At 69.7% G+C, this 11,618-nt stretch carries 11 protein-coding genes; 1 reads left to right on the top strand and 10 read right to left on the bottom strand.

Going from position 1 to position 11,618, the window contains the following annotated elements:
• Positions 1–321: 321 nt before the first annotated feature.
• The 3 genes from QMG86_RS09860 to QMG86_RS09850 form a co-directional block, all read right to left on the bottom strand.
• Positions 322–1,275: an esterase/lipase family protein gene (locus QMG86_RS09860; protein ID WP_434085567.1), complete on the bottom strand. Its 954-nt coding sequence runs from the start codon at positions 1,273–1,275 to the stop codon at positions 322–324.
• Positions 1,276–1,389: 114 nt separating this feature from the next.
• Complete coding sequence (locus tag QMG86_RS09855; RefSeq protein ID WP_281879031.1) at positions 1,390–2,043, bottom strand: PadR family transcriptional regulator; 654 nt, start codon at positions 2,041–2,043, stop codon at positions 1,390–1,392.
• A gap of 103 nt (positions 2,044–2,146) precedes the next feature.
• Positions 2,147–2,725: a TetR/AcrR family transcriptional regulator gene (locus QMG86_RS09850; RefSeq protein ID WP_281879030.1), complete on the bottom strand. Its 579-nt coding sequence runs from the start codon at positions 2,723–2,725 to the stop codon at positions 2,147–2,149.
• Between the two features lie 73 nt (positions 2,726–2,798).
• Between QMG86_RS09850 and QMG86_RS09845 the strand changes: the two genes are divergently transcribed.
• Positions 2,799–3,641, top strand: coding sequence for an SDR family oxidoreductase (locus QMG86_RS09845; RefSeq protein ID WP_281879029.1), 843 nt, complete (start codon positions 2,799–2,801; stop codon positions 3,639–3,641).
• Positions 3,642–3,785: 144 nt separating this feature from the next.
• Here QMG86_RS09845 and QMG86_RS09840 read toward each other — a convergent pair whose 3' ends face one another.
• The 7 genes from QMG86_RS09840 to pyrF form a co-directional block, all read right to left on the bottom strand.
• A complete protein-coding gene (locus QMG86_RS09840) occupies positions 3,786–6,194 on the bottom strand; it encodes a primosomal protein N' (protein ID WP_281880881.1) in 2,409 nt (802 codons plus the stop codon).
• Between the two features lie 82 nt (positions 6,195–6,276).
• A complete protein-coding gene (metK, locus tag QMG86_RS09835) occupies positions 6,277–7,488 on the bottom strand; it encodes a methionine adenosyltransferase (RefSeq protein WP_281879028.1) in 1,212 nt (403 codons plus the stop codon).
• A 225-nt stretch (positions 7,489–7,713) separates the two neighbouring features.
• Positions 7,714–8,937, bottom strand: coding sequence for a bifunctional phosphopantothenoylcysteine decarboxylase/phosphopantothenate--cysteine ligase CoaBC (gene coaBC / locus QMG86_RS09830; protein WP_159837793.1), 1,224 nt, complete (start codon positions 8,935–8,937; stop codon positions 7,714–7,716).
• Between the two features lie 43 nt (positions 8,938–8,980).
• Entirely contained in the window at positions 8,981–9,262 is a 282-nt protein-coding gene (gene rpoZ / locus QMG86_RS09825; RefSeq protein WP_039798918.1) for a DNA-directed RNA polymerase subunit omega, read from the bottom strand.
• A gap of 26 nt (positions 9,263–9,288) precedes the next feature.
• Positions 9,289–9,873, bottom strand: a complete 585-nt coding sequence (gene gmk / locus QMG86_RS09820) for a guanylate kinase (RefSeq protein WP_281879026.1) — start codon at positions 9,871–9,873, stop codon at positions 9,289–9,291.
• Positions 9,874–9,881: 8 nt separating this feature from the next.
• Positions 9,882–10,202, bottom strand: coding sequence for an integration host factor, actinobacterial type (gene mihF / locus QMG86_RS09815; RefSeq protein ID WP_028476708.1), 321 nt, complete (start codon positions 10,200–10,202; stop codon positions 9,882–9,884).
• Between the two features lie 571 nt (positions 10,203–10,773).
• Entirely contained in the window at positions 10,774–11,598 is an 825-nt protein-coding gene (gene pyrF, locus QMG86_RS09810; protein ID WP_281879023.1) for an orotidine-5'-phosphate decarboxylase, read from the bottom strand.
• Between the last annotated feature and the right edge of the window lie 20 nt (positions 11,599–11,618).

Here is an 11,618-nt window from a genome sequence, read left to right as displayed (position 1 = left end):
ATCATCGATGGACGGAGGGACTTCGCCGCAGGTCATCGGCGTCCGCCGATCGCCGCGTCCCCTTGCGGCGAACGCGTCGAGGACCTCGAACAGCAACCATCCGCACGGGAGCGAAGGAAGGTCGAAACAAGCGATTCACGTCGTCGACGTCGACTCCGAGACAACCTCCAGTTCGCGGGCAGCGAGATGGCGGCCCGCCGGTTCGCATCAGCCGCAGGCAACCGCTCCCGCCGAGTGCGCTCGGCACGCGCCCACCGGCCCACGCGCACTCGGCGACGACCGAGTGAACCCGCGACATGCAGGGGCTCGGCAGAGCGCGCCTCAGGAATTGCCCGCGATGATGACTTCGGGAATGCCGGTCCCGAGCGGAACCGGCCGGCACACCGGTGCGGGACTGCTCGGCTCCAGCACAGTCAGCAGCAACTCCTGCACGAACGGGTCGTACACCATGTGGAAGTGCCCGGTGAGGTCGGCGGGACACAGGTCCTGCAGGGCGATGTTCCGCGCGCCCGGGCCGCGCAGCGCGATGTTCTCGAACGGCTGGATCATCTCGTCGACGTGGCTGCCGACGGTCACGTACCGCACGCCGGGCACCGTGTCGCCGCCCTCGTTGAGCTCGAGCATGATCTGCGATCCTTCGGCCTGCTGCACCGCGGCGAGCGATGTCACCTGGGCGAACGCCTGCAGTGCGCCGGGAATCGCCTGGGCCACCGGCACCAGCCCGTACATCACCCCGCCGTAGCTGGGCGAGGCGAGGCCGACCCACTGGTCGACCTTGGGCGCACCGCCCAGCTTGTTGACGTAGTACCGAGTCACGTTGGCGCCTTGGGAGAATCCGACCAGGTCGACCTTGGCCGAGCGGGTCGCCGCGAGCACCTGATCGACGAACGCGCCGATCTGATAGGCACTGAGTACCAGGTCCTCGGTGCCGTAACTGTCCGCGCCTGGCTTGCCGCCGTAGTTCAGCGCGAAGACGCAGAATCCTGCCGCGGTGAGCCGCGGCGCTATTCCCGACCAGTCGGAATAGGCCGAGGAGTCGGTGCCGTGCGCGAGGACCACCGGACGGGGATGCTGGGCGCTGGGCACGCAGCCGAAGTCGTTCGTACCGCTCGGGACCGCGTTCGGGTGGCTCTTCTGATACCAGGCGGCGGCCAAGTGATCGGATTGTGGCGGGGCGGCGTCCGTCGGCACGTCTGGCGGGCGGAGGCCGAGCGGCCCGGCCGACGCCACGCCCGGCCCCAGCGCGGCCGCGCCGGCGACCACAAAGGCCAGCACGGCGCGACGCAAGTGTGAACTACCCCAAGCTCCCGCTCGACTCGACTGTCGCATCTCACAATGATCCCTCCGATCGACTCGAAATGCGCGCGGTATAGGGGTGTTTCGCCTCCCCTACTTATCGGGGGTCTCGTCCTCGGCGAGGATGCGATAGAGGGACTTGCGGGTCTCGGTCAGCAACTCCGCCGCACGCGCCGCCTGCTGCGGAGTACCGGCCGCGGCGACCTGCGCCACCGCCCCCATCAGCTGCCCGACGAGTGCGCGCAGGTCCATCGCCTGAGCACCGACGTCCTGCTGCACGTCCGCCCAGGGATCCCCCAGCTCGTCGCGGTGCGCGGCGACATACTCGGCGCCGGCCTCGGTGAGCTTCGCCGTCTTGCGCCCGGCGACCTTCTCGATGAGGACCAAGCCCTCGTCTTCCAGTTGCGCCAGCGCGGGGTAGATCGATCCGGGGCTCGGCCGCCAGATGTCGTTGCTGCGCTCGCGGATCTGCTGGATGAGCTCGTACCCGTGCATCGGCTGCTCGACGAGCAGCAACAGCACGGCGGCGCGGACGTCACCGCGCCTGCCCCGGCCCCCGCGGCCGCGTCCGCGACCGAAGTGCGGGCCGAAGCCAGGGCCGAAGCCGGGACCGAAGCCCGGCCCGAACTCGGGACCGAAGCCGTGACGTCCGCCGCGCCGGAAGCGCCGCCCGTGTTCGAAGCCTTCCGGACCGGGCAGCGGCCCGCGGCCGCGCCGGCCGAATTCGCGAAATTCTTGGTTTTCCATGTCAGCCTCCCAGGGCTCTCGTGCTCTATTCACACTATCGACGATATATCGGCAATGCATCGAGTGCAAGGCCGGGTTTCCCGAGCCGAGCCCTGCCGAGAGTTCAGTTCCCCAGCGAGTCGATCCAGCGCGACAGCCGCGCCCCTTCGGTGACCATGAGTTCGGGATCGCGAAAAGTGTTGGTGAGCAATGAGATTCCCTGATATGCCGCGACGTAGGCGATCGCCAGCTCGTCGGCGTCGGCACGCCCCATCGCGGCGAACTGACGTTCGGCCCAATCCACCAGAACGCGCATCACCTCGGCGGCCGCGGTGTCCAACCCACCGCCCCGCTTGTCCAGTTCCGAGGACAAGGTGCCGAACGGGCATCCGTAACGCACCGTCTGCTCGCGATCGGCGACCCACCCCGCGATCAGGGCTTTCAGCCGCTCCGCTGGCGTCTCATACTGGTCGCTCGCGGCGATGACGGCGTCGAGGATGCGCGCGTGTGAGCCGATCGCAGCCTCGATGAGCTGGTCTTTCGTCTTGAAGTAGTAATAGACGTTACCGACCGGGACCTCCGCGGCCCGGGCGATGTCGGCGATCGTCGTCTTCTCCACGCCTTGTTGATAGAACACCCGCACGGCGGCCTCGATCAGCCGCTCCCGCTTGCCGAGCTTGGTCTCCGCCACTGAGTCAGTCACACAACTAACTGTAGACAGCGTGGCCGCGATCGGCTAGGTTGGATTTAGTCAGGCAACTAACTAAGGAGTACATATGATCGTGGTCACCGGAGCGACCGGCAATATCGGCGCGCCGCTCGTGCGTCTGCTGGCGGACGCCGGCGAGGAGGTCACGGCCGTCGCGCGGCACGCGGATCTCTCCCTCCCCGGCGCGGTCCGCTCGGTTCGGGCGGATCTGGGCGAGCCGGACAGCCTCTCCCCCGCCGTCACGGGAGCCGACACCCTGTTCCTCTTGGTCGCCGGTGAGCAGTTGGTAGCCGGCCCGGAACCCGAGCAGGTGCTGAAGGTCGCCGCGGCGGGCGGTGTGCGGCGCGTGGTCTTCGTGTCCTCACAAGGCGTAGCCACTCGTCCGGACGCGGCGGGGTACGCCCGGCTCGTCGCCTATGAACAGGCGATCAGGGACTCCGGGCTGGCATGGACCTTCCTGCGCCCGGGCGGGTTCTTCTCCAACACCTACGCGTGGGCGGATGCGGTGCGTGCGCAGCGTCTGGTCGCCGCGCCGTTCGGCGATGTCGGTCTTCCCTCGATCGATCCGGCCGATATCGCCGCCGTCGCAGCGGCGGTGTTGCGCGACGACCGGCACGCCGGGCAGGTCTACACCCTGACCGGACCCGAACTCGCCACACCGCGGGCCCAGGCAGAAGCGCTCGGCGAAGCGCTGGGCGAGCCGCTGCGATTCGTGGAACTGACTCGGGCGCAGGCGCATTCGGCAATGCTCGAGTTCATGCCCGAACCGGTGGTGGAGCACACGCTGACGATCCTCGGCGAGCCGACCGCCGCCGAGCAGCGGATCAGCCCCGACGTGCCGCGCGTACTCGGACGGCCGGCCACGAAATACGCCGACTGGGCCGTTCGCAATCGAGCGGCTTTCGCCTGACGCTCGGTAGCGGGCTGCGAAGCGGTCCTCGCCCGGGTGCGGCGTTGGACTGACCAGCGCTGTCGTACCGCCGCTGACGGGAGCGGCCGGTGTGCTGCAGTGCGGTCGGCGAAGGTCGACCGGGGACTTTTCGCTCCGCTCGCGTCAGCCTATGTCGACCGGGTCGATCTGCACGCGGAGCGGGGCGTCGGAACGATGCGTGCTGCGGACCGCCTGGGCGGCGCGCAGGGCACGCGCGAGCGCCGATCCCCGGCGGCGCTCCACCCGCAGGAGCAAGCGTTCGACTTCGGCGGGCGCATCGCCGGAGGAGAACGGTTTGCGGGCGCCGTCCGGCAGCGGCACCGGTCCGAGTCGGTCGACCGTATCGGGCAGGTCCGCCGCCGCGAGCAGTTCGGCGATGGTGTCGGCGGTGCCGTCGATCGCGGCGAGCCGGACCGCGGGCGGGAAGCCCACCTCGGCCCGCGCCGCGACCTCCGCGCGCGCCGCGCCGACCGGATCCCATCGGACCAGTGCCTGCACGGTGGGGATGGACGGCTCGGCCACGATGACGACCTGGCCGTGCGCGCGCACCAGCGCCGCGGCGGCCATCCAGCGGCGCAGCGCGTCCTCGGCGGCTCGCAGGTCGGCGCGGCCGAGCAAGGCCCATCCGTCGAGCAGCAGCGCGACGCCGTACCCGCCGGGGGCCACGGGTTCGGCGCCGACTGTGGCCACGACCACCTGCGGACCCTGCTCCACGGTGTCGAGCACGGTGCCGCCGCCGGAACCACGGATCGGCACGCCGGGAAAGGCGCGACCGAGTTCCTCCGCCGTGCGCGCGGCCCCGATCACCACGGCGCGCAGCGCGCGCGAACCGCAGGTGGAGCATCGGAAGGCGGCCTCGGTGATCCCGCACCAGCGGCAAGCGGGGCTCTGCGCGGAGGCAGCGGCATCGGCCGATCGGCCGGTGCCGGGCAGCGCAAGCGGTCCGTTGCAATGTCTACACCGCGCCGGAGTACGACACTTCCCGCAGGCCAGCGCGGGGATGTACCCCCGGCGCGGCACTTGCACCAGCACCGGCGCGCCCTCCTTCAACGCGGCGCGGGCAGCCGCGAAGGCGACGCCGGGAATCCGGACGGCACGCGCGACCGGATCGCGCTCCAACGCGAGATCGCTGTCACCCGGTGCGCTGATTCGCGGCGCGGCCTTGCGCAGCACCGCGCGATCGGCGACCAGATCGTGCGCCCAGCCGGAATCGACCACCGCTTGGATCTCCGCGGTCCGCGCGAAACCCGCCGCGACGAATGCCGCTCCCGTCTCGTGTGCCCGCAACATCGCCACCTCGCGCGTGTGCGGATACGGTGCGCGCGGTTCGGCGTAGGTGTCGTCGCCGTCGTCCCACAGCGCGATCAACCCGAGTTCACCCGCGGGTGCGAATACCGCGCTCCGCGTGCCGACCACCACGCGCGCCGAACCGCGCAGCACCGCGAGCCAACGCCGGTACCGTGCCGCGGGGCCGAGGCCGGCGGCCAGCCCGACGGCGGAGTCGCCCACCAGTCGAACGCATTCCGCCAGCACCCGATCGAGGTCGCGTTGGTCGGGGACCATGAGGATCGCGCTGCGCCCCTGCCGGGCCACCACGGCGGCGAGTTCCGCCAGCCGCCGTGGCCAGTCCTCGCCGGGCAGTGCCTGCCACGCCGCGCGTGCCCCTTTCGCTTGCGCGAGCGCACCGACGAATGCCGAGCCGTGCACGTAACGCTCCCACGCAGCGAGATCCACGGCCTCGAGCGCCGAGTCCGCACAGCCCGTCTCCGCGCCGCTGCCGGTTGCCGCGGGAACCCCTCCGCCTTCGGAGCGCGGTTCTATTGGCGCGGAGGAGGACTGGCCTTCGAGCGCAGCAGTGTCCCCCTCGGGCGAGCCCGCATCTCGGGCGGTGTCCCAGCTCGCAGGGTCCGGATCGCCCGGCTCAGCCGCGTCGACGGTTTCGGTAGGCTCTCGCGCGGTCTCGTGGGAGACGTCCACCGAATCGGCTTGCGACACAGCAGAATCCGCAGGACGCGGAGTGCGGGGTAACGCGGCGGGCGTGGAGTTCGTGTCCGCGTTCTGCACGGAAACCGCCGGTTCACATGACATCCCGGCCCCGCCGGCGCCCCCCGATGTCCCAGGGGAAGCAGAAGAGGGACCCGTGGGATCGTCGGAATTGTCCTGTGCCCCACCGGACTTCTTCTTCCCGCCGATTTCCGTGCGGGCATGGCGCGGTGGAATGGCAAGCCGCAGGACATCGGCGCGGGTACCCGCGTAGCGGGCTGCCACCTTGTCCGCCAGTTCCAGAATCTCCGGGGTCAGCACCCGCTCGCCGGAAACGACGCGTTCGAGCTTGACCAGCTTCCCGCCGTGGTCACTGTGCGCCGACCGCGCCAGGAGATACCCGTCGACCAGCCGACCGGCGAAACGGACACGCACCCGGACCCCCGGCTGGGCGATCTCGTCCAGCTCGGGGGGCACCAGGTAGTCGAAGTCGCGGTCGAGATGCGCCGGCGACAACAGCGGAAGCACCCGGGCGATCGGCAGCGCCACGCCCGGGGTACCCGCGGCCGGACCGTCCGCCTCGGTGGCGGAGGTGTCCGCCGCGGGTTCGTTCACTCGGACCTGATCGAGGTCAGAGCCCGATGGCCGCGCGCAACTTGTCCGCGCGGTCGGTGTGCTCCCACGGCAGGTCGACGTCGGTGCGGCCGAAGTGGCCGTACGCGGCGGTCGGCGCGTAGATCGGGCGCAACAGGTCCAGGTCGCGGATGATCGCGCCGGGACGCAGGTCGAAGACCTCGGTGATGGCGGTGGAGATGCGGGCCGGATCCACCTTCTCGGTGCCGAAGGTCTCGACGAACAAGCCGACCGGAGCCGCCTTGCCGATCGCATAGGCCACCTGGACCTCGACCCGGTCGGCCAGATCGGCCGCCACCACGTTCTTGGCGACCCAGCGCATGGCGTAGGCGGCCGAGCGGTCCACCTTCGACGGATCCTTGCCGGAGAAGGCGCCGCCACCGTGCCGGGCCATGCCGCCGTAGGTGTCGACGATGATCTTGCGGCCGGTCAGTCCCGCGTCGCCCATCGGGCCACCGAGCACGAACTTGCCGGTCGGGTTGACCAGCAGGCGGATGTCCGAGATGTCCAGGCTCGGCACGTCCAGGTCGGCGAGCACCGCGTCGAGCACCTTCTCGCGGATGTCGGGCGCGAGCAGGTTGTCCAGGTCGATGTCGGCGGCGTGCTGAGTGGAGACGACCACCGTGTCCAGGCGGACCGGACGATCGCCCTCGTACTCGATGGTGACCTGGGTCTTGCCGTCCGGGCGCAGGTAGGGCAGCACCCCGGACTTGCGCACCTCGGTCAGGCGGCGCGACAGCCGGTGCGCGAGCGCGATCGGCAGCGGCATCAGCTCGGGAGTGTCCTTGGTGGCGTAACCGAACATCAAGCCCTGATCGCCGGCGCCCTGCCGCTCGATCTCGTCGTCGGAGCCGCCGATACGCGCTTCGTGCGAGGTGTCGACGCCCTGCGCGATATCCGGCGACTGCGCGCCGATCGCGATATTCACACCGCAGGAATTTCCGTCGAAACCCTTTGCCGACGAGTCATATCCGATTTCCAGGACCTTTTCCCGGACAATACGGGGAATATCGGCATACGCCGATGTGGTGACCTCACCCGCGACGTGGACCTGGCCGGTCGTCACGAGGGTTTCCACCGCGACCCGGCTGCGCGGATCCTCCGCGAGCAACGCGTCGAGAATGGAATCGCTGATGGCATCACAGATTTTGTCCGGATGACCTTCGGTCACGGACTCACTGGTGAAAAGCCGGCTCCCGGACGTGCGCACAGTTCTTCCCTCTCCCTCAACGGGTTACTCGTATCGGCTTGCGACAGTAACGCTATGTCGCAACCCTTACATCTCAGACTATTCCAAATCACCGACAGGGCGGACCCCAACTACACAGCCACTGCGGACAGCTGAATTCCCGGTGTCCCGGAGGTGCCGAAAACTCGACGACACCGCCGACGAACGACGGATCGGATGGCAATCCTGACAGGCACGCCGCCCGGTTCAGCGCAGCAACACGCTCAGCGCGTCGAGCACACGGCTGGCCAGCAAGGCCTTCGAGCCGTGATCGAGCGCCTGTTCGGTGCCGTCCGCGCCGAGCAGCCAGCCGTCGTTGGTGTCCACCTCGAACGCCTTGCCCTCCCCGACCGCGTTGACCACGAGCAGGTCGCAGCCCTTGCGGGCGAGTTTGGCCCGCGCGTGGGTGAGGACGTCGCCGTGCTCGTCACCGGTCTCGGCGGCGAAGCCGACGATCGCGGTGCCGGGCAACTGCCCGTCGCGGCGCGCCTGCACCAGTCCGGCGAGGATGTCGTCGGTCTTGGTCAGCGGAATGACGTCGGGCTCGCCCGCGCCCTTCTTGATCTTGGCGGCGGCGACGTTGGTCGGCCGGAAATCGGCGACCGCCGCGGCCATGATCACCGCGTCGGAGCCGACGGCGTGCTTGTCGACGGCGGTCTTCAGCTGTTCGGCGGTGGTGATGTGCACCAGGTCGACAGCGGCAGGCGCCGCCATCTCGATCGTGTTGCCCGCGATCAGCGTGACGTGGGCGCCGCGCTGGGCGGCGACCCGCGCGAGCGCGTAACCCTGCTTGCCGGAGCTGCGGTTGCCGAGGAAACGCACCGGATCCAGCGGTTCCCTGGTGCCGCCCGCCGTGATGACGACCCGGCGGCCCTCCAGATCCCGCGGGATCGCGTCGGCGCGCTCCATGAGCAGCGACGCGAGGCCGAAGATCTCCTCGGGCTCGGGCAGTCGTCCCGGGCCGGTGTCGGCGCCGGTGAGCCGGCCCGCCGCGGGCTCCATGACGATCGCACCGCGGGCGCGCAGCGTCGCGACGTTCGCGGCAGTCGCGGGATGCTCCCACATCTCGGTATGCATCGCGGGCGCGAACAAGATCGGACATCGGGCCGTCAGCAGCGTGGCGGTGAGCAGGTCGTCGGCCCGGCCGGACGCGGCGCGGGCCATGAGGTCGGCGGTCGCCGGGGCGATGACCACCAGGTCCGCCTCCTGGCCCAGCCGAACATGCGGAACCTCCGGCACGTCGGAGAACACGCCGGTGTGCACCGGGTTTCCGGACAACGCCTCGAAGGTCGCCTTGCCGACGAACTCCAGCGCCGAGGTGGTGGGGATCACCCGGACGTCGTGTCCGGTCTCGGTGAATCGCCGGACCAGAGAGCACGCCTTGTAGGCGGCGATCCCTCCGGCTACGCCGACGACGATCCTTGTGGTCACTACGCCTCCGGCCTAGTCGTGGTCACGGCGAACGCGGTTCGCCTCACTCGCCTTCGGAGTGCTCGAGCAGGTCGGAGTGGATCTCGCGCAGGGCGACCGACAGCGGCTTCTCCTGCAGACCCGGCTCGACCAGCGGGCCGACGTACTCGAGGATGCCGTCGCCGAGCTGGTTGTAGTAGTCGTTGATCTGCCGGGCCCGCTTGGCCGCGTAGATGACCAGGGCGTACTTGGACGACGTGCGCTCGAGCAGCTCGTCGATCGGCGGGTTGGTGAGGCCGACCGGCGTGTCGTAGGCGGGCGCGGTCTTGGTGTCCGTACTGCTCACTAGGGGGACTCCTGGTGTTGGGGAGGTCACGAACTCGAATTTGTGCTAACGAACAACGATACCAACTGCTCACAGGCGCTGGTCACCTCGTCGTTCACGATGACGATGTCGAACTCGTCACAGGCGGCCAGCTCGATCCTCGCCGTCTCCAGGCGGCGCTCGATCACCTCGGGCGACTCGGTGCCGCGCGAGGTCAGCCGCGCCACCAACTCCTCCCAGCTCGGCGGGGCCAGGAACACCAGGATCGCGTCCGGGATCGCCCGGCGCACCGATCGCGCACCTTCCAGATCCACTTCGACCAGCACCGGCAAGCCCTCCGCCAGAGCGGCGCGCACCGGCCCGGCGGGGGTGCCCGAACGCTGCAAACCGCCGTGGATTTCCGCCCATTCGAGCAGCTCACCCGCCTCGATCATCGCGTCGAACTCCGCACGGGAGACGAAGTGGTAGTCGAGGCCGTCGACCTCCCCGGGCCGCGGGGCCCGGGTCGTTGCCGACACGCTGAAGACCAGGTCGGGCAGTCGTTCGCGGACACAGCGGACCACGGTGGACTTGCCCACGGCCGAGGGGCCGACCAGTACGACCAGTCGACCCTTCCGCGTGTGTTCGATCACCCTCGTCGTCAGGCGTCGAAGTCGAACCGGGCCAGCAGCGCCTTGCGCTGCCGGTCGCCGAGTCCGCGCAGCCGCCGGGTGGGGGCGATCTCCAGCTCGCTCATGATTTCCGCCGCCTTGACCTTGCCCACCTTCGGCAGGGCCTCCAGCAACGCCGACACCTTCATCTTGCCGAGGATCTCGTCGGTCTCGGCGTCGGTGAGGACCTGCTTCAGGTTGGTGCCGCCACGCTTCAAGCGCTCCTTGAGCTCCGCCCGAGCGCGGCGAGCGGCAGCCGCCTTCTCCAAAGCAGCGGCGCGCTGCTCGTCAGTCAGCTGGGGAAGGGCCACGGTTCCTCCGTCTCATCGTTCATTGCATCAACTCCTGCCGGTAACCCGGCAGTCTCAGCGACCGTACCCACGACGTCCGCTGATTGCGAACCCACCCCCCAGGTCAGCGCATGATTCGGGATCAGCACCGCGCACCGGCTGCCTGGAGCCGGTCCCGCCCGCGCCATCGAGCGCATCACCGCGCCGGCTCCACGAAAAGGGCCTCCATCAGGGCGTTTTCGACAAACCGAATGGTTTGCGGAAGGGTTGCGACACGGCGGCGCATCTCTCCAGCAACCCCGCGCGCGCCCTACCAGGAACTTTCTGGAAATTCTCCGCGTGTCGCGAGTTTTTTGCGCGTGTCGCGCGTCACATCCGAGCCGATTCGGCCGCGATGACCGGCATCCGGTGCCGGTTTCCGGCCCTGTACACCGGCCCAGGAGCGATATGCCCATCCCGGTGCACGGATCAACCCCGAAATCGGCCCAGGAGCCCGCACAGACCCCGATAAGGGGCACGTGTGTGCGAACACCTGCACACACAGCAGGCGGAAAAGGCGAAAGGCCGGCGCGGGTGCGCCGGCCTTTCGCGGTCATTTCTGCAGGAACGCGAACGCGTCCTGGAACGCCTGCGCTCTGGCACGCAGTGCCGGGACGGTCGGTCCCGCCTTCAGCACCTCGCGCGAGACGTTCGGGACCACGGACCCGAGCATCGGCTCCGGCACGAGGTCCCGAATGCTTTCCGGACCGCCGCCCTGGGCGCCCACCCCGGGCATGAGGATCGGGCCGTTGAGCGAGGACAAGTCCGGCGCCGCGCTGAGCGTGGCCCCGACCACGACGCCGACCGAACCGAACTCCGCGCCCGCGTTGCGCGCCGCGACCTCGTCGACCATCGTCTGCGCGACCGTGCGGCCGTCGGCGGCGACCGCCCGCTGCACCTGCGCTCCCTCGGGGTTCGAGGTGGCCGCGAGCACGAAGACGCCGCGGTGACCGGCCTCGGCGAGCGCCAGCGCCGGTGCCAGGGAGCCGAATCCCAGATACGGCGAGACCGTCACCGCGTCGGACCCGAGTGGGCCGTCGGCCAGCCAGGTCCGGGCGTAGGCGTCCATGGTGGACCCGATGTCGCCGCGCTTGGCGTCGGCGAGCACCAGAGTCCCCGAGGCGCGCAGCACCGCGATGGCGCGCTCCAGAACCGCCAGACCGCCGGAGCCGTAGGCCTCGAAGAACGCGACCTGCGGCTTGACCAGGGCGACCAGGCCGTCGAACGCCTCCACGCAGATCTCGGCGAAGCGTTCGAGGCCCTCGACGTCCTCGGTGAGGCCCCAGGACCGCAGCAGTTCGGGATGCGGATCGATCCCGACGCAGACGGGCCCGAAGTCCCGCATCGCGTGCCGCAAGCGCTCGCCGAAGGTCTTCATCTCGCCCACTCCGTCCGGTC

The organism is Nocardia sputorum (assembly GCF_027924405.1).
In the GTDB taxonomy this organism is placed as follows: Bacteria; Actinomycetota; Actinomycetes; order Mycobacteriales; family Mycobacteriaceae; genus Nocardia; species Nocardia sputorum.
Note: the sequence above shows the minus strand (reverse complement) of the source record. Positions and strands in the feature narration are given on the sequence as shown.

What these genes read in the sequence shown, in the direction of transcription:
- QMG86_RS09855 (WP_281879031.1), bottom strand. Translation starts at nt 2,043, where the DNA reads ATGGAAAACCAAGAATTTCGCGAATTCGGCCGGCGCGGCCGCGGGCCG.
- QMG86_RS09845 (WP_281879029.1), top strand. Translation starts at nt 2,799, where the DNA reads ATGATCGTGGTCACCGGAGCGACCGGCAATATCGGCGCGCCGCTCGTG.
- pyrF (WP_281879023.1), bottom strand. Translation starts at nt 11,598, where the DNA reads ATGAAGACCTTCGGCGAGCGCTTGCGGCACGCGATGCGGGACTTCGGG.